Source organism: Arthrobacter sp. SAFR-044 (assembly GCF_051965175.1).
GTDB lineage: Bacteria > Actinomycetota > Actinomycetes > Actinomycetales > Micrococcaceae > Arthrobacter.
On record NZ_JBQCMK010000005.1, the window covers coordinates 73,584 to 96,745 of the forward strand.

Below are 23,162 nucleotides of genomic sequence, written 5' to 3' on the forward strand. Positions count from 1 at the left end.
GCTCAGCTCCGGAGCTTCCGGAATATTGTCCTGATATCTGCCTGCTTCCTCGTGCTCCTCTTGGTCCCGACCGTGTGGTTTGTTGCCGAGAACCCAAGTTTCATCCCCTTCTGTTTCCCTGGCGAGCCGTCATCCAATGGAGCAAACGTGCTTCAGACGAGACATTGCCCAACAAGTTCAGGGCCTCAAGCAGTGCCAACCGGAAACGACGTTCTAGTCGTCGCACTCTTGGGCGCATTGGGGGGTACCACTGCCGCAACTCTTGCCATACGGAATCTAAAGGGGACCTCGACACCGTACGACGTGCCCGTCGCACTTGCCTTTCTCAAGGTTCCGCTTGGAGTGCTTGCTGCCATTCTGGGGGTCGTGGCTATCCAGGGAAGTTTTGTGCCGGGCCTGTCGCGTTTAGATTCACAGGGGCAGATCCTGGCCTACGCTCTCCTCTTCGGTTTCGGACAACAGGCACTTTCGCGGCTGCTGGACAAGCGGGCGCAAGAGCTCGTCGAAGGCCTTCCAGGGGGGACAAACGCTGAACCATTACCACCAGGTGCTGGCAAGCTCGCATCGGAAAGTATCATCCGCGGAGATGCGGCTGCGAGCAGGCCTTAAGTAGACCCGCGGAAGTGGGTGTGTTAGCTGCATTGCCATTAAGAGCATAGCTCTCCGCGACCTTCACGAGTGTAAGGGCTCAGCGCCGTGGGCGTTAGCTTCCGGCCGCTCGGCAATGAGCGCCGTTCGGACGTGCGACCGGTATCGCGATGCAAACGGAACGGCCATTAGGGGACAGCCCCCGCTCACGGGCCGTGCTCAATGTACGCTCCGAGGAAGGCGCCTGCGGGTTCAGTCGTTCACGGGAATCAGGTCCGATGCTGCTGGTGTTGGGGAAACAATAGGGGGATCGACCTTTTCCCTGCGGTTGTCGGACGCCTCGGAGCCGTACCGCCCGGCATGGCAGGGCGCCTCAGGCGAATTATGTAAGCAGCAGAAATATCAAGAGTCTTCTTTGCGTTTGCAGAACGGCGGCAGGTTCTCGGCCTTTTGGGAGAGAGTTCTCTCACCGTCAAAATAGGGGAGAACGGCACGTTGACACGGGTCTGTGGAATGAGGATCCTCGTTGCTACGAGTTGAATCATCAGAATTGACGGCATCGAAACTGGGTTCCCATGGGCGATGATGACTTTGGCGAATTGGAATTAGGGCTGCTCCGCTCTTGGCGATTGCTTCGGAACGGAGTGCATTTGCACGTTGCGGCGCGGCAACAGCGTCTTGTCGCTGCATTAGCCATAAAAGGTCCGTGTCTTCGTAGTTATGTTGTTGGTTTGCTGTGGCCAGAGTACCCGGATGTCAGGGCGTTGGAGAGCTTGCGAGTTAGTGTCCATCTGATTTCACGGCAAGTTCCAGGACTGATAGTGAACGAGGGGCAGTTGCTCTCCTTGAACTGTCGCGTGCTAGTGGATTTGGATAGGCTCCGCGCCGCTGTGAACGCTGCGACAAACAGTCAGGTGGTAGGGAATTCTGATCTTTTCCTGCTACATGAGTGCCGGGATGCCGTCCTGCTTCCAGGTTGGTTCGAGGACTGGGTTATTTTTGAACAGAACCGGCTGCAGCAGGATCGGCTGCGCGCCTTTACCGTGCTTTCTCGCAAGAGCCTCGCCGCGGGTGATTCAGACATTGCCGCAGCCGCTGCCGAGGCGGCCTTGGAGATCGAGCCGCTTTATGAGGATGCTGTCCGAAACTTGATTTCCGCAGAACTGAAGCGCGGAAGCTTCGCTGCTGCGCTTCGCGTTTACGAGCGCTTTCGCAAGCATCTCGCCAATGATATGGCCCTCGTGCCGTCCGAATCTTTGCAGACCCTTATTGCCGGTGCGCTTAGCAATCAGACACGCGCCCGAAGAGAAGCCTAGTAGCCGCCGCTGGCTCCAGCCTGGACGGCAAGCCAGCGCTTGACAACACCTAAGACTTCGGCGGGGTCTGAACTGGATATCTCTTTCCCGGAAGGTTCCGATGACTGCCCATAGGTTACCCGAGCTCGAAAGCCTGGACGCTGTCCAAGTTCATGCCATGTTCGGATCACCATGACAGCGGTGGTCGGGGCGCCTTGATCTGCGCCAGTACCGTTAGCAGAATCAAACCCGTGGTCGTCCGACACGCTTTTTCCCTTTCATAATGCGGGCTACTGCCCCTCGACAATAGGCGGGGATGTATCCTGGATCTTCTGCCAGTCTGACGGTGTTCCGCCTGCTAGCAGCCCTTCGTTGCCTAGCTTTGATCCTGCCCATGCTGGATCAGGAGTATGTCCCGTCTTTCTGCAAAATTAACGCAAGATTGCCCGCACTATGATGCCAATTGCTCTGGAAGCGGTATTGCAGCAAGTGCCAGCCCGGCTACCGATCAAGGGACACATCAGATAACAGGCAGCTTTGATACTTCAGTTTCGACAGCGCGTCTGGATATCTGGCGGCATGCCTTCAAGGCAAAAAACCCAGCCCGACCCATAGGTGTGTGGGGCGAGGCTTGATGTTCTCTAGAGCCGGAATTGGGGTGTGCACCTTGTCCACCCACGGCATGCCCGGACTTTGGCGACAAACCCCCAGGCAGCTGTGGACCGGTTGCAGCGACAAGACCACCCTCATCATCGGAATGCAACCAGCGTCTCCAAAGGGAATTGTCTTTTTCTGTATATGGGAAAGAGGTATGTCCGTGTCTCGGGGGCGGCAGTACCCCCAACCGCAGGGGCCGCATTCTTCAGGCCTGGGGGCGCGGTACTGCGTGCTTCAGCTGTACGGCCGTAGGTTCTCAATGGGCTGTTGAGCTTTGGAAGGGACGCGCCGGAGCCGGTTCCTTCGCCGCCCCTCTAGGTGTACTGAGTCAGGACGTTGGTTACATCGTGAATAGGTGAGGACCTCTTAGGTTGGTGGTTACCACACACAGCCAACGACTAAGAGGTCCTCATGTCCCACCGTAATGCCCGCCTGACCCGGAATGGTAGGCGGATCCTCGTCGAGCGCGTCCTCGCAGGCCGTCCCGTCGCTCACGTTGCGAAGGAAATGGGCGTCTCGCGGACTTGCGCGCACCGCTGGCTCAGCCGGTACCGTGCCCACGGCTGGGACGGCCTCGAGGACCGCAGCTCCCGACCAAGATCCTGCCCCCACGCCACCTCGGCGGAAGTCGTTGCCGATGTTCTGACCCAGCGCGTGGAGTACCGCGAAGGGCCAATGGACCTGGCTTTGCGCTGCGGCACAAGCGCCCGGACGGTCTCCCGGATCCTGGCCAGGGCGGGCATGCCCAGGTTGTGGGATCTGGACCCGGTGACCGGGGAACGGATCCGGGCTTCCCGGGCAACCGACCGCCGCTACGAACACGACGCCCCAGGGGACATGATCCATATCGATGTCAAGAAACTTGGCCGGATCCCCGACGGCGGAGGCTGGCGAGCCGACCCTTCCCAGAGCGCGGCAAACCACCGCAAGTCGCATCAGAGGATGGGCTTTGACTACGTCCACGTCGCCGTGGACGACTACACCCGCTTCGCCTACGCCGAGGTTCTGCCCGACGAGAAAGGCCCGACTTGCGCCGGGTTCCTCACCCGGGCCACCGCCGCCATGGCAGCGAACGGCGGCGCGCCCGTCAAACGCGTCATGACGGATAACGCTTTCGCCTACCGGCTCTCCCGCGACTTCCAGGACGCACTCGCTGCGCTGGGCGCTAAACACATCCTGATCAAACCCCGCCACCCCTGGCAGAACGGCAAAGCAGAACGCTTCAACCGCACCCTCCAGGAAGGCTGGGCCTACCGCCAACCATTCACCTCAAACCAGGCCCGGACAGACGCCCTGCAGCCTTGGCTAAACTTCTACAACAACCACCGGCCCCACGGGAGCCTCGGAGGCAAGCCACCCATCAGCAGGTGCAACCAACCTACTGGCTGAGTACATCTAGGGATCTCCCAAGACGTGTTTTCTCGTGGAGCGCCCGACACCTGACGGAGCCTGATTCCTAGGCAAGCGTCGTAAGAAGGCCTTGGACTTCTAAAGAAACTTTTGGCCTGCGGTTGTTTTGTGGCCCTCGGGCGAATAGTTACGGTCCAGCCCGTCACGCAGTTTTATCGCTACCTCAACTGGGCATTAACGCCCTGCCACGTACGCAATTCGATGAACGTCATTGACGAATCGGCGACCGCGCCCACGATACCCAGCTTGAGATCGGTCCAGAGGTAGACGTTCTCGCCGGCATTGGTCTTGTAACATGCATACCTGCCGGTGGTCGTCGCCCCGTCGATGAAGACGCCCCGGCCCGGATTGATGGAAAGGCATGTGCTTGTCGGCATCGTCGTTCCGCCGCTCAGGTATGAGTAAACCTGTTCAACAGCTTGGACCGATTCGTACTGCTGGAAGTAGATCCGGTGAGGGTCGCCGGAAGCGGGTGTGCAGGCTAATTCGACTACCAGGCCTTGTGCCTGGGCGGGATCCTGCTCGCTTTCCTGGCGGCATCGGCCGTTGAACGACTCCGGGAGGTGGCTGAGCAGCACTTCAGCCGCGGTGGGTGGTACAGCTTCGGGGGTCTTCCTAGGCGGGATGGATTCCTCCGGCTTCACCAGCCCATCCGTCTCATTGCTCAGCAGCAGCACCTTGACCTGGGTGCCCACAATGCCTGCCAAGACCAATGCGACCAGCGTCGCCCCGGCGGCGATGAGTGCCGGCACGCCCCGTCGCACAGCGGCAGCATTCCGCCGGTGCGGGGACCGTTCGATTACCTGCATCAAGCGTTCGCGTGTGGCTGGTTCCAAAGTGTCAAAGTACGTTTGGGCCGCATCGGGGAACTTCCGCTGCGCGAACGCCATGAGGTTCAGGTAGCGGTTGGTCAGATGCGGCTCATTCATCGCGAGTTGGGCCAATCGCGGCAGCCAACGGGAGCTCACCCTTGCCGCCTGATCTAAGACTCCGCTGACCTCTAGACTGGGAATCAGCTCTTTGCCCACTAAGAGACGGTTCATCATGGCTGCTGCCGCCCATATGTCGCCGCAGCACGCTGTGCCGATTTGGTCGCCTGAATATGTCGTGGCCCTGAAGTACGGGGCCAGGAACAGGTTGAGGAACTTTAGGTTCTCTTGACCATCTAGCCATGCCTCCAGCAGCGTAAACTGCCGGTGGCGTGCCTTTAACCGCCCGAATTGGGAACCCAGCAGGAATACGAGCTGGGGACGCTTTTCGTCCTCCTGAAGGTCTGCGACGAGGCCGCCCTCCAAAAGGATGATCCGCGTTCCCAGGAAATTCCACGTGGTAGCCGGGCTCGATGCCTTCTCCGCAACGTAGACGTCAACCCGGCGCCGGTAGTCCAGGCTGGTCCGCACCTCCTCGATAATCACGGCAAGCCGCGGGAGGGTTTCGGGCGCCACAAGCACTGCGCTGCCGAGTAACCGAGAACGGTGGATTAGGACCAGCACCCATATGGAGAGTGCCGCTATGAGAACGAAGGTGACGACGGGCGCCAGGTAGGGCACCACCAGTTCGGGTAGGATGATGAAGCCCCAAAGCGCTAATGCCCCGAACACGATAACCGTGGATGACAGCGCCAGCAGAAACCGACTGAATTGGTAGGGGTGTTCCAGCTCGCGGACATCCACAACGGGCACGTTCGATGTGGGCGTCTCCGGTAGAGACTCTTGCGCCGCGGAAGCGGCAACGGAGGTCTGGACCCCGGCACCCGGCGGCGCGTCCGGTTTGCGCGGTATCGTACTCATTTCACACCCCAAGTGACGGGCTCAAAATCTGACCCTAGTTTGAATGGTCCGCGTTATCGGTGCGTTATTCGGTGGCCCTTTCATTAGAAAGTGCCGCTGGCAGCCCTGCCGATGACGAAAGGCCTTGCGGCACATGGTAGAGAGCGTCATAAGTTGTGACGGTTGGGCCGGTTTCGAAGCTCATTGGGCGATAGACGCCCGGCGTGCTGCGCGTCCTTGAGGGATGTGGACCGTTCGACGGTGGCCGCGCGGTGCAGGACTGGTGCGCCGCGTTGAGGGGAGAGGAAAGGCGAGAGCGACGAGTGACGATTGCGTCAGGACAAAGAAAGACCGCACCCTGTCCTTGAAGGGTGTGGCCGTGGGGTTTGAGTTCTCTGAAGGGTCAGAATTAAAGTGTGGACGTTGTCCACACTTTTTGCTTCGGATGGAGTCTTACTGCCTTCGTACTGCCGCCGTTTCCGCATGTTTCGCGGGTTCCCAGTGTTTGCAGGGGCTGGAATTTAGTTCGAGTCCCACCTCGGGCACGTTGTTTCCGCATGTCAGCGGCTTTTGGCGTGAGTAGTGTTGACAAAGCTTGACATGACTTTGCATGAGGCGTATACCGGGTCCGATTTGCGTGGCAGAGCTGTCGTACCGTCACCGCCCGAAGGTGCATAGTCCGAGTCAGCACACCTGTGGCTTGCACCGGAACGCGGGCCGAAACGACGTCTATTTCGACGGCAGGCTGTTGCAGTCCTACACAACCCGCGACGGCGCAGCGCCGTACTTTCTGGTCATCAATGTGGGTTACTGGTCGAGGTCACCGGTGTTCGGACCCGCCGCTGCGGTCCGGTCGACTACGTCAGGGACTGGGAAATGACGCAGTTTGCATAGGTGGTGATGCAGACGCCCAGGTTGGTGTGCGTCGCGGCCCGGTTCCCGCCGCTGTGTTCGGGCCTGCCAGGTTTTCTGTACTGGGCTCAACCGGTTCCGTCGATCCGCTCTCCAGCGGCGGGAGCTACATCGGTGCAGCTGAATACAGTCCGGGCAGGAGTTCGGGGTTTGCCGGGACGAAGACCGCAAATACGATGAGCGCAGTTCCGACGATCTTGCTGGCTATGCGGCCTTGGGTCCAGGTCTTTTCCAGGAGAACGGTTACGGCGACGATGACCATCCAGGCCAGGTTTGATAGGCCGACTGCCGTCTGAATCTCGGAATGTCTTCGCCCGCTGCCATCGGTCGGTCGCTGACGTCAGGCAACAGGCTGACAGGGTAAATGCCAGAGCTATAGCCGTCGAGCCAGCATGATGGAGTCGTGCAGCTCGAAACTGAAAGAAAGAACCCGATGAAGATTGCCGTCCTGGGTATTGCCGCTGTTCTGCTTCTCGCAGGTTGTTCTTCACAGCCAGGAGCCGCAGCGCCTTCAGCAGCTGATACTGTGCCCGCCTCCCCAAGCCCCACACAGACGGTCACCCCTTCCGCGACTGCGTCGGTGACAACTCAGCCCCTGGGGAAGGGAACGATTGATGATGCCACTTTGGACCAGGCTTTCCTTTCAGGAGCCCGGAAGATGGTCCCTTCCAGCATCGATGACGCGACCTTGATCTCCATGGGGCGGGGAATCTGCACAGACCTTGCTGCGGGGGTCTCCGCCCAGGCGGCCTTGGACAAGGTCAAGGCCCACGGGCTTAGCCAGAACGACGCGTTGATACTTCTGGTCGCCGCCAAGACGGTGTACTGCTCAACCGTGAAGTGAGACAGGGCCGGCTACAGGCGGACCGTCGGCTCGGCATGCGTGTACCGTCTTGACAGTCGTCGTGGGCTCCATCGTGGCGGCTATCTCGACAATCTCCCTGGTCACCTGCGCCCGCGCCGACGGGATCTTCATCAGCCAGGCCCGGTCCCTTGCCTGCGGCGTCCTGCTGATCCTGCATTTCCCGCTGACCCACTTCCTGGACGGTCTGATGCTGCCCTGGCTGGAGAAGGTCGGCTCCGTGGATGGCGACACCACCGCCTCCTACTGGGCCACACTGGTCCTGATCGTGGCCGTGCAGCTCATCATCCTGCCCACCCGCCGGGAACTCTAAGAGACGTACATCGCTGACCGGCTCAGCCGGCGCGACGCGGCGTAACCCGCCTGCTGTCAGGACCTGAGGTACACCACTGCGTAGATGACGGCGTAGGCGACAAGGCCAATCACGAATCCCAGCACGTTTCCGTAGTTGGAGTCGTTGGCCGCTGAAACCGGAATCATGTCGCACCACCAATGGTCCGCGATCCGTCGATAGCCCCCAGTCATGGAGCCGTAGCACTCAAGCCTGCCAAATTCCAGAATTCCCGAGCCCACGAAACCAGCTAGGGGAGCCGGAGCGAAGCCCCATGCCGGAAGGGCATGCTTGACAGCGTTTTCATGACGTTTTTCCTCGGCCGCCTCACGTTGGGCTTTTTCCTCCCGGATGCGGCGCTCCGACTCGTCCATCCAGGAGGTATGGACCCGCACCAAGGGCCGGACAAGGGTGGTTTTCCCTAAAGGCGAAACGAGGGGTGAAAAACGCTGCGGTTAGGCTAAGCATCGGTACCGCACACATAACGTGAGGTGACCCGGCGCGGCCTTCGTGGCCTCCCGTGCACCGCGCCGAGACCACCGTCGGATTTCCGCCGGTGGTTTCTCCACTGCCCTGACCCGCCGACCGACACGTGCGGCCGGGCCGCCACGATAGAGGAACCACCCATGAGCAAGCCCGCACGCCGCCTGAGCGTCGCCGTCACCGCAGGGGCCGCCATGTCGGCCGTTGCCCTGTCCACCCTGATCAGCGGAACCTCCGCGTATGCCGCCGCCCCGTCCGCCCTCCATGCACCACTGCAACCGTCCTCGACCAGCACCTACACCGTCGTCGCCGGAGACACGATGAGCGGGATCGCGCTCCGGCACGGCGTCAGCCTTGCGGCCGTTTTCGCAGCCAACAACATGAACATGGGCACGATCATCTACCCCGATCAGAGCATCCACCCGCGAACTTCGTCCCCGTACGCCTAATGGGCTGGGCGACGGGTGGATTCAGTCAGTTCGCTTGTAGAAAGGCCGACAACGGGGCTCCAGCCAAGTTGCTGGGGGCACCTTCGTCTAGGAGAAGATCGGCAACGGTCGCCGTGATGACCGCCGTTGCGATTTTGTGCGCCTCCAAATTCCGGTCAATGTGGGGAGGCTCGCCGTTCCCCATCATGTCGCCATCATTGGTCGGAGCGTAGCTACCAGCCAGGAAGCCCGTGGCATGGGTCCAAGTCGAGTCCTCCCTCCAAAGGCGGTAAACCATCCAGAGGTTGGTACCAGCGCCTTTTACAGCGTGGGTAAGGTTTGTCGCCTGTGATGCGACCAGTTTGTCCTCAGAAACGTTCAAGACGAACGCTGCCATCTCAGCGACGTCAATGTCCGAGGGGAGGCCATTTGTCCGCATATATCCGTCAGTTTTGGTTTCCGTCTTACGTTCGTGGTCGAGCATCGTGTCGGCTGCCAAAGCACGCTCTGACTGTGGCATGCCTGCTAGCCAGAGAAAACGAATGGTCAACTCCCAGAACGCGCGCCTATTGGGAGCAGCTGCGTACCCCAATCCGGATGCTGTAAGAACCGCGATGCTCCGGCTTTGCTCGAAAGCTGCTCGAAGCCAACCGACGGCAAACTGACTGACTCGCGTTACTGGCACCTCCCGGAGGTCGACCGCCAGAACAGCGTTTGCCGCGCGAAGTGTGTAATCGGCACTTGCTAAGTATTCAGGCTGCTCACTTTTGGATTTCCCCTTTTTCTGAGTCCCGCTACCGTTCATGGCATCACTCTATCCACGGTCTATGCGCGGTAAGGAACCGCCCTACTGCATGCTGCCATGGCTAAGTCTTGGGGAACTCGCCTCGTCGTAGTAGAGCCCTTCCAACCGTGAGATTGGCGTGGACATTTGCCGGATGGGTGGATGCCATTTCATCGTTCCGACGTCGCACAATTGAGAAGAAGGTTCCCTGGGCCTTTCCTTCGATGACGGCGCCATGAACGAGGAAGGGCTTGTTTTCCTCGGTTTGAGGGGGCACTTCGATCAGTACCAGATCGTCGCCGCCGTGAGCTATAACTTCGACACGAAGGTCTTCGATCGGTGGTATCACCTTGGAATCGAGGACCTGGACGTACTTTCTACGGATTCCGGATTCGCGCGGCAAGGGCGTGACTTTGGTGATCACGTCTCCGCTGCCCCTGTTCTTTGTGGCTAGCCCCAAAACTACTACGCCACCGTCACGGGCATTCGCAAACTGAGAAACCCACTGGGCGAGACGTATCTTTCCGACTTCCGTTGTGAGGTCAGCGTGCTGACTTTTTGCCTCGAGCCAGTCGCCTTCAGGTTGGCCGAGTAGCGCTGTGACGTGTCCGCTTCGTATCAACTCTGCGACCGTTTCGCGGGTTAGGTCACCGGATGACGCCTCAAGCAACGCTTTGATATCCAGACCATCGGCGTACAGCTCGGATAACCAGCGGCTGCGGGGGTTGAATCCGATCCTCACGGTTATCAACCTGCCGACATCGGGGTATGGTTCGACTTCAGCACTTATAAGCGATAGGCGTTTTCTGCTCAGTAGAGGCCATATCAGAGTTGCTACATCGAGGTCAGTCTCAGTGTTGTACTTGCTGGAATGCTCTACGAAACATTCAATTACAAGCAGGATTTCCCCCTCATCAAAGGAGAAGCTGACGCCGGTGACGGGCAGGAGTTCAAGATCGCGAGGATCGAAGTCCAGGGGCACCTGAGGCTCCTGGCCAGCGCGAATAACCATATCGGAGAAGGCCCAATCCGAACCTTGATGTTTCTGCAGTTTCCGGTACATCTGTCGCATGTGTGTAGCGCTAATGCTGTCCAGATCCCGCTCCAGTACGTCTAGGCTGTCGTTCCTGTCTCTTCGCTCAACGCCGTTGAGCAACCAGTAATAGCCCTCTTCGTCAGCCTGGATGTTGCCGCACGTAAACTTCCAGGGCTTAAGCACTGGCCACCGTGCTCTCACAGCGCATCGCTGGCAGTACATGACGGCAACTGATTCTGCATTGCTCAAAGCTCATCCACGAATCCTACGGACAGCCAACACGCTCTGCTGCAGCCGACTGACCTCCGTGAACCCGACGTCACTGATTGTCGGGAAGATCCTCGCGATCCTGGCCACCGGCGCAGTCCAGATGCTCACCGTAGGAATACCGGCTGCCGCCGCCTTCATCCTCTTGCGCGGACACGCCGGCATCCCCGACATCTCCCTGGCCGCACTCGTTCCAGAGCCCTCCGCAATGATCGTAGGGGCGCTGCTGCTGGTTGGCGGCTTCGTCCTTTTCGCCGGGACGCTGGTCGCCATTGGCTCGGTCATGCCCACCGCCAAGGAAGCAAGCGGCCTGTTCGGCGCGATCGTTGTGATGATGTTCGTGCCCCTGTATGCGATCCCACTCATCCTCAGCGACCCCGGTTCTCCGGTCGCGCAGCTGTTCACCCATTTCCCGTTCTCAGCACCGGTGACCGCCATGCTGCGGAACGGCCTCGGCTCGCTCAGCGGGGGAGAGGCGGCAGTCGTCATCGCCGAACTGTTCATCCTCGGTACCGCGGCCATCGCCCTGGCGGTGAAGCTGTTCCGGCACGGCAGCATCCAGTACACGTCCCGGGTCTCACTGCGGAATGTCTTTGGAGATTGGTCGGTAAGGGCTGCTATCGCGACAATCGGCCGCAAGTCCGAAAGGCGAATTCAAGTGGGCCGTAAAATTGGGCGCAATGTCGATTAGAACGTCAGGAACGGGATGCAACGATGGCGAAACTGAGAGTTCATGAACTCGCCAAAGAGCTTAACCTCGCTTCCAAGGACCTGGTCACCTTCGTTCGTTCATCAGGGACTCCGTGCCGTTCAACGTCTTCTACTTTGGATTCAGCCACCGTAACTCAGGTCCGCGGATGGGCAGCATCTGGAGCGGCACTCACCCCTCGAATGAGGGAATTAGCTGACCAGTTGTCCCCTCCACCGGTAGAGAGGACGTGGCCACCAGGCGGCCCGAGGCCGGGGAACAATCCCTTCGCACTGCGGCGTTCTATCGCCCCACCAGGCGAGCCGCAAAGCGGGGCACTTCTGGTTGAACAGGTCGGGCCTCGAATGAATCCGGGAACACCAGGGGACGGTACAACACGCGAGACCACGCTTCAACCCACTCATCATGCGATCGAGGATTATGGCCCAGGGGAATCGGGGTCGGTATCCAGTGCGGCTTTGAAACAGAAGCACGTCGAATTCAAACGTGGCGACACTGGAATCAGCTTCGAAAAGCTGATTGTTCCCTATCTCATCGATGCCACTGAAATCACAATCACAGACCCTTTCATCATCACCTTGGATCAGGTCCGAAATCTGTTGGAACTACTGGAAGACCTCGTGCGCGCTCAAGGGGGCAGGGTTCAGACTTCGGTGCTGCTTAGGACGCAGCGGGACAAAGACGGCGACGAAAAGAAAGACCTGTCGCAGACCCGGTATTTGGACCGAGTAGCAGCAAGTATGAAAGCTACGCCGCTGCGATTTGAATACAGGATCGAATCCGATCTTCACTGGCGGACGATCGTGGCCAACAGCGGCTGGAGAATTCTCCTCGATCGTGGGCTTGATATTTTCGAACGCGTTCCTTCGGATCCGCTCCAGATTTCACACCGCATGCAGGAGTACCGGAAAGTCCGCCCCTTTTACGTGACGTTCCTTCCCCTAGACGAGGAAACGTGAGCGTCATGCCGTCCTAAGCACACTTAATTTGCGCACTTACAAGGGCAGCCGCACACAATCTGGCCGTGAACGCATTTTTGAACCGCCAGCCCAAGGGCATCCCGGTCGGCGGTCGTGCCGTCACCGATTTGAGTGTCGAGTTGGTTGCCCATCGTCACATCGACTCCCAAACCGGTGCAGAGCCCGAGTATTTTGGGTGGCTTCGGTGAATCCGGAGCGGGCGGTTTTGATACAGATGGCGTTGCAGCTTCCGGACAACAGCTCGCGGGCGACGTCTCCGGCGGTGGGGACTGATTCATCACCCACCACTGGTATTGGTGACTTGTCCACGAGGCGCTGGCGGCTCATGACTTCTTTGGCGTCGCAGGGTTCCTCCAGCAGTGTCAGGCCCAGGCCTTCTGTGCGGTGGAGGACTTCGAGGGCCTCGTTTGCCGTCCAGCCGCGGTTGGCGTCGAGATAGATTTCGACGTCCTCCCCCAGCCCTTCCCGCAGCACGCGGCACGCGTCTAGGTCCAGCGCGAGGGGCCGGCGCCCTACCTTCAGCTTGAAAGTGGTGATGCCGTAGAGTTCGCCGAAACGCAGCGCCTCATTGAGCAGTTCCTCTGGTGGGCGGAAGCCGAGCATGTGGCTGACGCGCATCCGGTCGCTGTATCCGCCGAGCAGCTTGTGCACGGGTGTCCCGAGGGTCTTACCGATGGCGTCCCATACGGCGATGTCCACTGATCCTTTGGCGACGTGGTTGTTAACGGTCCGGCCCAGTACCGCGTGGATTCGTTCCCGGTCCAGAATCTCGGGGCCCAAGAGTTGTGGCGCGAAGACCTTGTCGATGATCGCCGTGACGGAGTCCTGGGTCTCTCCGTAGGTGTAGGGCCGGGTGGAGCGTCAGCGACTCCCACGACTTCCTCGTCCGTGAAGACGCGGACGAGGACGTGGTCTGCGGTGGTGACCTCCCCGCTGGCGAACTTTAGGGGATGCGTGTACGGGATCGCATATGGGATCGCTTCGATCCGTTCGATTTTCACGGGCGGTTCTTCCGGCTTGGGATGTGCGTGTAAGCAGGGGTCAGGCATGGACTCAGGTATTCGTGGAGAGCCGTTGCGGGATCCTTGGGGGCGGATCCCGCAACGGCAGTTCAGGGTTTAGCCCATTTCTTCCCGTGTTTAGGCCTCGGGGTCCAGGACGAAGTTGTAGCTGGTCTGCACTCCCTGGCGGCCGGCGGCTGGCTGGATGTCAAGCATCAGCTCCGGTTTGGTGGCCGTGGCGATGTCGTCATCGTTGTGCGGGTCACCGGGGAAGTAGAGCTGCGTGGTCAGCAGTTCGTAACCGGGGGCTGAGACTTTCAGGTGCAGGTGGGCGGGGCGCCAGGCGTGCCAGCCTGCTGCTGCAATGAGCTGGCCGCAGGCCCCGTCGGTGGGGATCTGGTAGGGGGCCGGCTGGATCGTGTTGATTTGGAAGTTGCCCTCTTCATCGGTGATGAAGGTCCCGCGCAGGTTCCACTCCGGGATGTTCGGGGCGAACTGGGAGTAGAAGCCGTCCTCGTCCGCATGCCACAGCTCGATCTTCGCGTTCGGAAGGGGGCTGCCGTCGGTGCTGCGCACCTGTCCCTGGAAGAGCAGCGGGGTGCCCTTTTCTTCCGGCCGCATCTCGATGGTGGCAGGGCTGTTGTGTTCCGGCGAGTTCGGGACATAGTAGGGACCTTCGATGGATCCCTTGTTGCCCTTCCGGTGGCTGGTTGCGACCTCCTCAACGGAGTGCTCCAGCCAGACGTCGAGGAACAGCGGCCACTCCCCATCCTCACCGACCTGGATCAGCCAGGCCTTGAGGGCGTTGTACTCCTCGTACGTGACCCTTTCTTCGAGCACGATGTCGTTTGCAGCTTTGATTAACCGGCCGGCGAGCAGGGCTACACGCTCCTGGTTGGCGACTGCGCTGGTCTGCTTGTTCTCACGGAATCGCTGTGTTGCGTTGGCGCCGGAGGCGGCAGCGGTTGCTTGTGCGCTCATGTCTTTTATTCCTAATACTTCAGGTGGCTGTCGTGGGTGCGCTAGAGCTTCAGGAGCTTCGCTGCGTTGGTGCGTGCGATCTTGGTCAGATCGTTCTCGTTGAGTTCGAGGTTGTCGAACCAGGTTGCTGCCTCGTCCATCCGCTCGAACGGGTAGTCGGAGGAGAACAGCAACCGGTCTGCACCGATTTCCTGGATGGTGTTCAGCAGCGCGGGGGTGCGGAAGTTCCCGCTCGTGGTGAGGTAGAAGTTGTTCCGTAGGTAGTGCCCGAAGGTTTTCTCGATGGAGATGCCGCGGGGGGCGACGGCCACCCGGTGGTCGGTGCGCCAGATGTTGAAAGGCAGCAGCTCGCCCAGGTGGCCGAGGATGATCTGGATTCCGGGGTGCCGGTCGAACAGTCCGCTGCCCATGAGCCGCAGCGCGTGGGTTCCGGTTTCAACGGAGAAGGCCCAGGTCGACCCGTAAAGCCACGGGTGACCGTCGTACTGCGGGCTTCGCGAAGCCAGCGGGTCGCGGGGGTGCAGGTACAGGGGCACATCGAGTTCTTCGACCGTGGCCCAGAACTCGGCATACCGGGCGTCGTCCAGGTACACCACAATGTCTTCCGTGCCGACCTGAGAGTAGCCGTTGACCAAGGCCTCGACCAGACCCAGATCCGTCACGGCCCGGCGCAGTTCCGCGGTGGCGGCGTCGGGGTCCTGCATCGGCAGCGCGGCGAAGGAAGCGAAACGATCAGGGTTGTTGGAGACCTGCTTGGCGGCGTAATCGTTCAGGCGCTTCGCCCAGTCCACTGCCTGCTCGGAATTATGAAGGGACTGGATGCCGGGTGAGAGCAGGGACAGTACGGACTTTTCGATGCCGCACTGGTCCATCAGCCGAAGCCGGTCTTCGTGGATGTCCAGCAGCATGTCCCGACGTGCCGGCCAGGCGTCGGCGGTGAAGTGTTCCGCTGACTGCGCAACGATGTTGGGGTCGGTAGCACCGAAGTGCTCTTCAAGGGCGATCTTGGAAACCATGAAAGTTCTTTCCTTTGACATAGGTGAAGCGGGATCGGGGGCATGGGCCACCCAGGAAATGTGGTTGGTGAAGGACTAGGAAGCAGCCACTTCGGTACGAGCTGCAGTGGTGACGGGGAGCGGGAGCCTGGCGTCCTGGCGTTGCAGTTCTGTCTGCACGGAGGAGGTGTCGCAGGGCTTGCCGAGGGCAATATGGGCGGCGGCGATGCCGGCTGCGTGGCCGGTAGCGAACGCGGTTCCCATGACCCGCAACGAAGATCCTGCGGCCTGATCCCCATCAAGAAGGCGGCCGGCGGCGAAGAGGTTGGTCCGGTTCACGCTCTTGAGGCAGTCCAGGGGAATACCGAAGTAACCGGGGTCGGCGATGAACTTCCAGATCGACGGGACGCCGGGGCCCGGGTGGTACTCCATGGGCCAGGCCCCGATAGCGACCGTGTCTTCACGGGGTTCCGGGAGCAGGACATCTTCTTCGGTGAGGCGCAGGGGCGCAACGACATGGCGGGATTCCCGGGTGCCGAGTTCGGGTCCCGTGGAGACGATGTAGGCGTTTTCACACCCCGGGACGGTCTTGAGCGCTTGGAGGTAGGCCTGCGCCTGGAGGCGCGCGTGGGCTTCGGCCCGGCTGGTGTCCACTGCACTGCGGGCGTCGTAGCCCTCGTCCACAAGGTAGGTAATGATGTCCCCGGAGACAGGCAGCCGGGCGACCAGCCCGGTTTCAGCGAGAAGGTTTGGCATGCCTGCCGCTTTGCTGGCTGTGACGGCTTTCTTGAGTGCGGCCCGTCCGGCGTCCACGTCGAGCGGGATCCCACCGAAGCGGACGCCCAGGGTGCCGTTCTGCACCTTCCCGTCGCGGCCATAGCGTACTTCGGCACCGCTGTGGCAAGCCAGGTCCGCGTCACCGGTGGCATCCACGAAGGCTCCTGCGGTGAAGTGGTGCAGTCCTTCGTGGTCTGCGACGCGCACTGAGGTGATCGTTCCGGCATCATCTGCCTCGGCGCCGACGATGAGGGTGTGTAGCCGAACGTCGACGCCGGCTTCTGCACAGAGCTCGTCGAGAACGAACTTGACGTCTTCGGGTTCGAAGACCACCGTTACTGCGTTGTACTTGCGGGGCGCGCTGACAGCGCCCATCGCACGCAGCCTGGCATAAACGTCCTCCATCACGCCGAACACAACCTGCCGCTCATCTTCCTGCGTGAAGATCCCGGCATAGGTCACAACGTTGCGCAGGGTGGCGGCTCCGCCCAGGCAAGGTCCTTTTTCAAGGAGGAGGGTGCGGGCCCCGGCGCGGCTGGCGCCAATGGCTGCAGCGACTCCAGCCGATCCTCCGCCGGCGATGATGACGTCGTACTGCTGATTCAAAGTATTGCCTTTCAAGGTATTGCTTAAGATTCGGGGTGTTACCGGGCCGGCTGGGAGGCCGCTACCGGGACGGTTTTGCCAGTGGCTGCGTTCACCGGGCGGATCGCCAGCATGGGAATCACTGCCAACAGCGGCCCTGCCGCCAGGGTCAGGAAAGCGAGTTGGAAGGAGGAGGTGGCACCGAAGACCATGCCGATGACGGTGGGAACGATGGTGCTCCCCAGTTGCCAGAAGGCGTTGATGCCGCCGGCAGCGGAACCGGCAAGTTTTTCGCCGGCCAGGGTGGGGATCATGGCGAGCATGATGGGGCTGTAGACGTAAGCGGCGATGCCGAGCAGCGGTGCAATCCAGAGGAACTGCACGTTGTTGGTGGCCATGCTGAAAGCAACAAGGGTGGCCGAGAACGCCAACAGGATGATGATGGTGAGGTTCCGCCGGGTCAACTTGATCGCGTCAGAAACGAAACCGATAAGGGGCTTCGAAAAAATAGCCGCGGAACCGAAAATCACGACGACAACTCCAGCCTGAACCGGGCTGATGCCGATGCCTTTGGTCATGAGCAGGTTTGACCAGGTGACAAAACCGTAGGTGCCCCAGAGGGCGCCGAAACCGGCCAGGCCGAGCATGAGGAGGTTCCTGTTCCGCAGGAGTGGCATGATCTGGGGCCGCGTCTTCTCTTGAGGTTCTGCTTGACGTTTTCCGCCGCGCAGGAAGATCAGGCAGAGAACACCGAGGCCAAGGGAGACGAACCCGAACAGGTGGTAGGAAGTCCGCCAGCTCGACTGTTGGATCAAGGAAGGAACCACAGCATTGGCGATCACGAGACCGAGAGAGGTTGCTGTCATGAAGATACCCATGGCCGTGCCACGCTTCTCTGGCCGGAACCAGTTGGCGATCAACCGGACGCCGCCGCCAAATTCTGCACCCGCGAACAACCCGACGCACGCCTGGAACACAAGACCCATGTCTTTGGATGTCGATTCGCCGAAGGCGAGCATGAAGGAACCAGAGAGCAGAATGCTCAGCCCGACGATGAGCCGGCCACCAAGCCAGTCGGCAAGGAAACCACCGAACAGGTTCGAAACGACGTAACCGATGTAGTACGTGGTGGCGAACAAGCCCAGGCCGGCCACAGCCACGCCCAGGTCCTCCCCCACGAAGCTCGCAGCGGGGCCCCACGTAGCGCGGTCAACAGAGGTCATGGTGAAGGCAGCCCAGGCCAAGGTCAGGATCACCCAACGGTATGGGGACTGGCGGATCGCGGGTAGCGAAGTCGTCATTGACTTTCTTTCTTTGAGGCAGTTGACAGAAGGGAAAGGGGAGGGCTGCAGCTGGTCCCTGTTGTGACGCTTAGATCCGGAGCCATAACTAGCGGCGTGCGTCTATGTCACACATCACAATATAGAAGCCCCTGAGCAGCGTTATCCAATACCCTTTTCCACGCCGGGGCATACCCTGAAGTTATGGCACCAGGCCGTTCTTCAGATGGTGCCCACTGGAAAGGAAGCCGAGCATGGAACTTCGACAACTGCGCTACTTCGTGGCGGTGTTCAACCAAAAGTCGATTTCCCGTGCCGCTGAACAGTTGCTCATATCCCAGCCGGCCTTAACCCGTCAGATCCGTCTGCTGGAACATGAATGCGGGACACCGTTGTTTGAACGGCTGCCTAAGGGCACTTTCCCGACCCCCGCCGGTGTTGCCCTGCATAAGCATGCGCTCACAATGCTGGCCATGGCGGGTTCGGCGAGGGATGTAGCGCGTCAAGCGGGGCCGGTGCGGCAGCCCGTCGCGCTTGGACTCGCTCCGGGGCTGCCAGGTGAGTGGGTGGACCGGCTTCTGACGGCAGTGGCGGATCAGGCTCCCCTCGCCGAGCTTGAGCTCACCGATGGAGACACCACCGTCCAGCTGAGAATGGTCCGGGAAGGGCGTCTGGATATCGGCCTCGTACACCAGGAGCCCTCCCAAGACCTTGTCGGCGGGCACGTAAGGAAAGAATTCTTCGGCCTTGCCTTACGTCCCGGCCTGCCGGCGAATGAAGAGGAGGAGCACTGCCGGCTGTCCGACTTTCACGACCAACGAGTGCTGATTCATTCGCGGGAACAGTTCCCACTCGGCCATGACCGCCTACTAGCCACATCACATGAGCTAGGAGTAACCCCCGCCTGGCGAATTGCCACCTTCAACGAGCATGCCCGCGCCTGCGCTGACGCAACGTCATCGGTAGCTGTGATGCTGACCGAGGCCAGCGCCAACCGCCTCTTGCCGGACTGGCAGTGGAAGCAACTCAAGGAGCCCACCATGGCGCTGGAAACCTGGATGGTCCGCCAACCTGTCACTCGCGACATCGTTAAAAAGGTTGCGGACATCATCCTGAGAACATTCCGGTAGCCCGATGGCTTCACCCGGGAATTCCCTAGGGCGCGGCCACGCTTGTGACTTTCGGCGATAAGTGGCGGCGTTCTGGCGGCGCTATTTGGCGCATGAGCTGAGCCCGCAAGGGGATCCTCAACCGGGCGCTCGATTTATTGCCCAGCCCGGCCGACCTGCAGGTAGCGTTCACGGACCTCGAACCAATCATTGGGCCCGGGCTTCCCGGGATAGGGCAACGGTGTCATCGCCAACCGCGATGAAGGAATGACGCCCACCTGCCACTGATCTTCATAAACGATCTCACCAGGATCAGCTGAAGTTTCGCACTCCCAAAAAACGCTCTTTGCCTCAAGCATCTCTAGAAGCGGCCGAAGACGCTCCGCCATACCGTCTGTCTGCTCCTTGAACCAGGTAACCGCGCCGATGGTGTTCCCATCCGCATAAAACGGCGGGTTGGGCAGGTTCTCCTGAAACCAGGCATCGGTAAAGGCGTAGCAGGCGACTTCCTCCTCGCTGAGTCGCCCCACGCGTCGAAGATGGTCGACCGCCACGAATACGCCGACAGGGGCGCCTGTGCGCCCGACATAGTTCGACTGGAACCGGTGGAATTTCGCCATACCGGCATAATTCCACCTCCAGGTCCTCGCCACCTAGCCAAGCGAGCTCCACGCCCGTAAGCCCATCCTTCACAGGGACTGGCTATCGGTTGAGCCAGTACGCGTGCCCGATTGCTACTGAAAGGTTGTTGTCGTTGCACTCGGGAAACTTTGCTCGCAGGTCTTCTAAGTGGGGGCCATCCCAGGAGCGCCAGACTAGGTTCGAAGCGTATTTGATAACGTCGTCCGCTCTGTGCTTGGCCGCTTCGATCTCCTGTGACGAGAAAAGGCTGCCCAGCTCGTGCTGTATGTCGATATAGCCCAGACCATCCTGGACGTAGTGGCTGCCGTATCTCGTATTGAGGAGGTAAAGGACGAATACTGCGTTCAGCACATCCAGAGTCTTGGCTTCCTCAATTTCTAATTGCCGGCGCCGGAGACCGTTTTGCCTGTTTTTCTCCGCCCATTCCATCGCGCGAGTGAGTTCCCGTTCATAGGCTTCGAGTGGGAACCCTGGTGCGACGGATTGCATCCGCTCAATAGTTTGTTGCCGGGTCCATCCGAGGTACAGCTGGCGGCAGGCATGCCAGTTCGAGCTGGCCCTTATTTGAGCAAATAAGTCAGGTTCACTGGCACTGTCTTGGTGTTTCTCGTGATCCGAGCGTCCGTTTTCGTTCCCCATCATCCAACCTTAGAGCGCATCAACAACCATTCCGCGGTTGGCCCCAGCAGAGTGGCTCACGGTGGACGATCCATGATCCACGGGCTCTGCTGAATCGATCTTCCGGGTAAAGCCCATCATCACAGAATATGCGTTACCACTGACACGTCGGTTGCAGGCGCTTCGGTCTGAGGCGGACCTCGTCCGGCGGGATGTGCAAAAAATAGGCACGGTGGGGACCGGTCTCACAAATGATCCCTCACCGGACGCTACGGGCGGGGACCCCCTTCATTCTTAAAAGAACTGGTCAAGGAGCCGGTAGAAGGTGAGGCGGTTGGTGTCGGCCTGTTCTATGCCGTAACGGGTGAGATACCGATCCGCGTGGTGTAGGCCGTACTGGGGGTTCTGGGCGCTGGTGATGCTCCTGGTGACCAGGGCGAGGTCGGAATACCGGTCGGCCCTCCCTAGGCGACCAACGTCGACGAGCCCTGTAATCGTGAGCGTGTCGGGGTCGAGCAGTACGTTCGGCAGACAGAGATCACCGTGGCAGACAACTAAGTCTTCGGAGGTGGGAACGGTGGCGAAAAGCTCATCGAGGAGTTGTTGCGGTGTCCAATCCACATAGGCGGGGTCCAGCCGGTCCAGATCAACCAAATGCTGCCGCACTGCATGTTCGGCGGCAGGCATGATGACAGCGAGGTTCCGTTCGTAGGGACAATCCTCGATCGGAAGGTCATGCAGCGTGCGGGTGAAATCGGCTAGTGCGTCTATCACGTTAGTGCGCTGGTCGGCCGGCCAGTGTTCGGCGGCGGAACGGCCGGCTATTGCCGTGGTGACTAACCAGGCGCAGTCGTCAGAGACGTCGTACTCGACGACCTCCGGCGTAGGAATCCCAACCTTCGCAAGCCAACGCAGACGCTCCGCCTCGGCGCCCAGGTCGTACCCGGCGTCGTGTTTATTTGTCAGGCCGCCAACCTTCACATACAGGTCGGTGGCTCCGTCCAGCCTATAAACCAGTGCGCCAGAGCAGCCGATGCTGATTGGAGTCCAGCCATGGCCCGAATACTGTCGTCGAAGCGTTTTGACCTGTTCTTCTATCACTCCTCGATGGTAGGTCCTACCTGGCTGCACCGACCGCCCGTAAGCCGGTCCCTAACTGCGACAACCTGGTTCTGACGTGCGGCTTTGCGAGGACGGATTTCGAGGTGTCCCGTATACCCCGCCCGCATAAATGCCCGGTGAAGGTGCCCTAAACGCTACACACCCCGGCTGTCTCGAAACCCTTGGGATTTGAGGCGCCTTAGTTATGAGACGTACAGGTGGGTTTCAGAGAAGGAGGCGGCGCCCGAGGGCGGGATCGCCTATCGCATCAGCTGGTCACTTGTCGGAGCTTGAACACGATTGAGTCGAAGACGGTGCGTGCCTGGCTCGTCAGCTCCGGATGGATCGATTCGTGGAATTGAACCACCCAGAACATGGCACGCGTGCCGTTCAGGTTGACCACTCTGTAGGTTTCGCGCTCAGCGGCGCTCGAGTACCAGCGTGTGCATAGGTTCGAATATTCCGAGTGGACGCAAAACTGACCGTTGTCGCAGGCTCTGATGTCCACGTCGCCCTCGACGGAGTGGTCGAACTCGACGCCTGAGTAATCGCCCACTTTGACCTCGAAGGGAGGGGTGCTGGACGTGGACGTCTGCGCCATCATCGCGTCGACAAAGGCCTTAGCCGACGGCTTGACCTCGACGAGCGAGCCCTGCCACTTGCACGCGTCCCTCGGCACATGGTTTGAGGGCCACCAACCGACGAAGACCCCCATCGCATCCGGGTGATTCGGGTCGTCCTTTCCCAGGCCATCACCGTCGGCCGACCAGCCGTCTGGGACGGTAATCTCGAAATTCTCTGCAAAGCTGGTGACGAGGTACGTGCCGGCGCCGATAGCGCCACTCTTCGGCAGCGGTGGGACCGTGGCGGTGCCGCCGCCGTCCGGCCGCGGTGGGGGCGTGCCAGCCTCCGTATTCGGAGAACTGGAGGACGGGAGGGGGACGTCCTTGGACTCATACTGGCACCCCCCGAGAAATCCAATCAGTGCGATAGCCAGCAGGGGCAAGAGGTGGAGGGGCCGCTGAGCGGCCTTTTCGAGGAGTGTCATGGAGCTCATCGATCCACCAAGGCCGCTACAGGGTGCTGTGAGGCCCCGCAGCCGGGTGGCCCCGCGGGCGGCCCGAAATGGGGGGCCGTTGCATCAAGTCTCCTCCAGCACAGAACCCGTGACAATGAAGAGTTGTACGGAGACCAGCTTCGACTCATGCCACCCCCGAAATGACAGGACCGCCCTGAGGCAGCGTTGAAATGCCGAATTTGGTGCCAGCTTTACTCCGCCCGGGCCTAACTGGCTCAAGAGATCCGACGGCAACTGCGTCTCGTAACCCGCGGGAAACGAGATGTCTCTCATCGAACGAATAGGCGTCCGGCCTGCATGGTCGCTGAATTTCCACAGAGTCTTCGACGCGCGATGGCAAGGACGATTCTCGTAACTATGTCTCTTAACTTCGTAGCCACCATCTGGTAATCATCCTTGGTTATGAGACATGGGAGCGGGCGTCGGCTCGAGGGGATTAGAGTAAGGCCGGAAGGAACCACACTTCCGGGATCAGCAGCCAAGC

General features: G+C 60.3%; 22 protein-coding genes and 2 pseudogenes. 10 read left to right on the forward strand and 14 right to left on the reverse strand.

The window, feature by feature from the left end; genetic code table 11:
* Positions 1 to 303 precede the first annotated feature (303 nt).
* From ACTHQS_RS09490 to ACTHQS_RS09500, 3 genes are all read left to right on the forward strand, one after another.
* Positions 304 to 609, forward strand: a complete 306-nt coding sequence (locus ACTHQS_RS09490) for a hypothetical protein (protein WP_440168090.1) — start codon at positions 304 to 306, stop codon at positions 607 to 609.
* 869 nt (positions 610 to 1,478) lie between these two features.
* Complete coding sequence (locus ACTHQS_RS09495) at positions 1,479 to 1,904, forward strand: bacterial transcriptional activator domain-containing protein (protein ID WP_440168092.1); 426 nt, start codon at positions 1,479 to 1,481, stop codon at positions 1,902 to 1,904.
* Positions 1,905 to 2,951: 1,047 nt separating this feature from the next.
* Positions 2,952 to 3,929, forward strand: coding sequence for an IS481 family transposase (locus ACTHQS_RS09500; RefSeq protein ID WP_440168093.1), 978 nt, complete (start codon positions 2,952 to 2,954; stop codon positions 3,927 to 3,929).
* A gap of 179 nt (positions 3,930 to 4,108) precedes the next feature.
* On the opposite strand, the gene ACTHQS_RS09505 is transcribed toward ACTHQS_RS09500, so the two are convergent.
* On the reverse strand, positions 4,109 to 5,740 hold the full coding sequence (locus tag ACTHQS_RS09505) for a hypothetical protein (RefSeq protein WP_440168094.1): 1,632 nt from the start codon (positions 5,738 to 5,740) through the stop codon (positions 4,109 to 4,111).
* Positions 5,741 to 6,737: 997 nt separating this feature from the next.
* Positions 6,738 to 6,929: a copper chaperone gene (locus tag ACTHQS_RS09510; RefSeq protein WP_440168451.1), complete on the reverse strand. Its 192-nt coding sequence runs from the start codon at positions 6,927 to 6,929 to the stop codon at positions 6,738 to 6,740.
* 135 nt (positions 6,930 to 7,064) lie between these two features.
* On the opposite strand from ACTHQS_RS09510, the gene ACTHQS_RS09515 reads away from it, so the two are divergent.
* Entirely contained in the window at positions 7,065 to 7,475 is a 411-nt protein-coding gene (locus tag ACTHQS_RS09515) for a DUF732 domain-containing protein (RefSeq protein WP_440168453.1), read from the forward strand.
* A 49-nt stretch (positions 7,476 to 7,524) separates the two neighbouring features.
* A complete protein-coding gene (locus ACTHQS_RS09520; RefSeq protein ID WP_440168096.1) occupies positions 7,525 to 7,806 on the forward strand; it encodes a hypothetical protein in 282 nt (93 codons plus the stop codon).
* Positions 7,807 to 7,862: 56 nt separating this feature from the next.
* Here the strand turns inward: ACTHQS_RS09520 and ACTHQS_RS09525 are convergent, their stop codons facing one another.
* On the reverse strand, positions 7,863 to 8,198 hold the full coding sequence (locus ACTHQS_RS09525) for a hypothetical protein (RefSeq protein ID WP_440168098.1): 336 nt from the start codon (positions 8,196 to 8,198) through the stop codon (positions 7,863 to 7,865).
* Between the two features lie 252 nt (positions 8,199 to 8,450).
* On the opposite strand from ACTHQS_RS09525, the gene ACTHQS_RS09530 reads away from it, so the two are divergent.
* Positions 8,451 to 8,756, forward strand: a complete 306-nt coding sequence (locus ACTHQS_RS09530) for a LysM peptidoglycan-binding domain-containing protein (protein WP_440168099.1) — start codon at positions 8,451 to 8,453, stop codon at positions 8,754 to 8,756.
* A gap of 25 nt (positions 8,757 to 8,781) precedes the next feature.
* On the opposite strand, the gene ACTHQS_RS09535 is transcribed toward ACTHQS_RS09530, so the two are convergent.
* Both ACTHQS_RS09535 and ACTHQS_RS09540 read right to left on the reverse strand, forming a co-directional pair.
* On the reverse strand, positions 8,782 to 9,540 hold the full coding sequence (locus ACTHQS_RS09535; RefSeq protein WP_440168100.1) for a hypothetical protein: 759 nt from the start codon (positions 9,538 to 9,540) through the stop codon (positions 8,782 to 8,784).
* Positions 9,541 to 9,601: 61 nt separating this feature from the next.
* On the reverse strand, positions 9,602 to 10,804 hold the full coding sequence (locus ACTHQS_RS09540) for a hypothetical protein (protein WP_440168101.1): 1,203 nt from the start codon (positions 10,802 to 10,804) through the stop codon (positions 9,602 to 9,604).
* 58 nt (positions 10,805 to 10,862) lie between these two features.
* Here ACTHQS_RS09540 and ACTHQS_RS09545 point away from each other — a divergent pair, with 58 nt between their 5' ends.
* The 3 genes and pseudogenes from ACTHQS_RS09545 (at position 10,863) to ACTHQS_RS09555 (ending at position 12,490) form a co-directional block, all read left to right on the forward strand.
* The gene (locus ACTHQS_RS09545) at positions 10,863 to 11,513 is read left to right on the forward strand and encodes an ABC transporter permease (RefSeq protein ID WP_440168102.1); all 651 of its coding nucleotides are present in this window, start codon (positions 10,863 to 10,865) and stop codon (positions 11,511 to 11,513) included.
* Between the two features lie 23 nt (positions 11,514 to 11,536).
* Positions 11,537 to 11,665, forward strand: a pseudogene (locus ACTHQS_RS09550) (translation initiation factor IF-2 N-terminal domain-containing protein); the annotation flags it as partial.
* 210 nt (positions 11,666 to 11,875) lie between these two features.
* Positions 11,876 to 12,490: an MIT C-terminal domain-containing protein gene (locus ACTHQS_RS09555; RefSeq protein WP_440168455.1), complete on the forward strand. Its 615-nt coding sequence runs from the start codon at positions 11,876 to 11,878 to the stop codon at positions 12,488 to 12,490.
* A gap of 110 nt (positions 12,491 to 12,600) precedes the next feature.
* Here the strand turns inward: ACTHQS_RS09555 and ACTHQS_RS09560 are convergent.
* The 5 genes and pseudogenes from ACTHQS_RS09560 to ACTHQS_RS09580 all read right to left on the reverse strand — a co-directional run.
* A pseudogene (locus ACTHQS_RS09560) lies at positions 12,601 to 13,512 on the reverse strand (enolase C-terminal domain-like protein); the annotation flags it as partial.
* Between the two features lie 138 nt (positions 13,513 to 13,650).
* Positions 13,651 to 14,493 (reverse strand): catechol 1,2-dioxygenase, encoded by an 843-nt coding sequence (catA, locus tag ACTHQS_RS09565; RefSeq protein ID WP_440168103.1) that lies wholly within the window; start codon positions 14,491 to 14,493, stop codon positions 13,651 to 13,653.
* 41 nt (positions 14,494 to 14,534) lie between these two features.
* On the reverse strand, positions 14,535 to 15,509 hold the full coding sequence (locus ACTHQS_RS09570) for an amidohydrolase family protein (RefSeq protein ID WP_440168105.1): 975 nt from the start codon (positions 15,507 to 15,509) through the stop codon (positions 14,535 to 14,537).
* 75 nt (positions 15,510 to 15,584) lie between these two features.
* On the reverse strand, positions 15,585 to 16,871 hold the full coding sequence (locus tag ACTHQS_RS09575) for an FAD-dependent oxidoreductase (RefSeq protein ID WP_440168106.1): 1,287 nt from the start codon (positions 16,869 to 16,871) through the stop codon (positions 15,585 to 15,587).
* A 38-nt stretch (positions 16,872 to 16,909) separates the two neighbouring features.
* Complete coding sequence (locus ACTHQS_RS09580; protein WP_440168108.1) at positions 16,910 to 18,151, reverse strand: MFS transporter; 1,242 nt, start codon at positions 18,149 to 18,151, stop codon at positions 16,910 to 16,912.
* A 233-nt stretch (positions 18,152 to 18,384) separates the two neighbouring features.
* Here ACTHQS_RS09580 and ACTHQS_RS09585 point away from each other — a divergent pair, with 233 nt between their 5' ends.
* Positions 18,385 to 19,260: a LysR family transcriptional regulator gene (locus ACTHQS_RS09585; protein WP_440168110.1), complete on the forward strand. Its 876-nt coding sequence runs from the start codon at positions 18,385 to 18,387 to the stop codon at positions 19,258 to 19,260.
* Positions 19,261 to 19,394: 134 nt separating this feature from the next.
* Here the strand turns inward: ACTHQS_RS09585 and ACTHQS_RS09590 are convergent, their stop codons facing one another.
* The 4 genes from ACTHQS_RS09590 to ACTHQS_RS09605 all read right to left on the reverse strand — a co-directional run bounded on the left by ACTHQS_RS09590 (position 19,395) and on the right by ACTHQS_RS09605 (position 22,657).
* Positions 19,395 to 19,859, reverse strand: coding sequence for a hypothetical protein (locus ACTHQS_RS09590; protein WP_440168112.1), 465 nt, complete (start codon positions 19,857 to 19,859; stop codon positions 19,395 to 19,397).
* An 82-nt stretch (positions 19,860 to 19,941) separates the two neighbouring features.
* On the reverse strand, positions 19,942 to 20,520 hold the full coding sequence (locus ACTHQS_RS09595; protein ID WP_440168113.1) for a hypothetical protein: 579 nt from the start codon (positions 20,518 to 20,520) through the stop codon (positions 19,942 to 19,944).
* A 273-nt stretch (positions 20,521 to 20,793) separates the two neighbouring features.
* Complete coding sequence (locus ACTHQS_RS09600) at positions 20,794 to 21,597, reverse strand: APH(3') family aminoglycoside O-phosphotransferase (RefSeq protein WP_440168457.1); 804 nt, start codon at positions 21,595 to 21,597, stop codon at positions 20,794 to 20,796.
* A gap of 271 nt (positions 21,598 to 21,868) precedes the next feature.
* Positions 21,869 to 22,657 (reverse strand): hypothetical protein, encoded by a 789-nt coding sequence (locus ACTHQS_RS09605; protein ID WP_440168114.1) that lies wholly within the window; start codon positions 22,655 to 22,657, stop codon positions 21,869 to 21,871.
* Between the last annotated feature and the right edge of the window lie 505 nt (positions 22,658 to 23,162).

Coding starts and splice junctions, on each gene's coding strand:
- ACTHQS_RS09500 (WP_440168093.1), top strand. CDS start 2,952: ATGTCCCACCGTAATGCCCGCCTGACCCGGAATGGTAGGCGGATCCTC.
- ACTHQS_RS09505 (WP_440168094.1), bottom strand. CDS start 5,740: ATGAGTACGATACCGCGCAAACCGGACGCGCCGCCGGGTGCCGGGGTC.
- ACTHQS_RS09515 (WP_440168453.1), top strand. CDS start 7,065: ATGAAGATTGCCGTCCTGGGTATTGCCGCTGTTCTGCTTCTCGCAGGT.
- ACTHQS_RS09525 (WP_440168098.1), bottom strand. CDS start 8,198: ATGGACGAGTCGGAGCGCCGCATCCGGGAGGAAAAAGCCCAACGTGAG.
- ACTHQS_RS09530 (WP_440168099.1), top strand. CDS start 8,451: ATGAGCAAGCCCGCACGCCGCCTGAGCGTCGCCGTCACCGCAGGGGCC.
- ACTHQS_RS09535 (WP_440168100.1), bottom strand. CDS start 9,540: ATGAACGGTAGCGGGACTCAGAAAAAGGGGAAATCCAAAAGTGAGCAG.
- ACTHQS_RS09555 (WP_440168455.1), top strand. CDS start 11,876: ATGAATCCGGGAACACCAGGGGACGGTACAACACGCGAGACCACGCTT.
- catA (WP_440168103.1), bottom strand. CDS start 14,493: ATGAGCGCACAAGCAACCGCTGCCGCCTCCGGCGCCAACGCAACACAG.
- ACTHQS_RS09570 (WP_440168105.1), bottom strand. CDS start 15,509: ATGGTTTCCAAGATCGCCCTTGAAGAGCACTTCGGTGCTACCGACCCC.
- ACTHQS_RS09580 (WP_440168108.1), bottom strand. CDS start 18,151: ATGACGACTTCGCTACCCGCGATCCGCCAGTCCCCATACCGTTGGGTG.
- ACTHQS_RS09585 (WP_440168110.1), top strand. CDS start 18,385: ATGGAACTTCGACAACTGCGCTACTTCGTGGCGGTGTTCAACCAAAAG.
- ACTHQS_RS09590 (WP_440168112.1), bottom strand. CDS start 19,859: ATGGCGAAATTCCACCGGTTCCAGTCGAACTATGTCGGGCGCACAGGC.
- ACTHQS_RS09595 (WP_440168113.1), bottom strand. CDS start 20,520: ATGGGGAACGAAAACGGACGCTCGGATCACGAGAAACACCAAGACAGT.
- ACTHQS_RS09605 (WP_440168114.1), bottom strand. CDS start 22,657: ATGAGCTCCATGACACTCCTCGAAAAGGCCGCTCAGCGGCCCCTCCAC.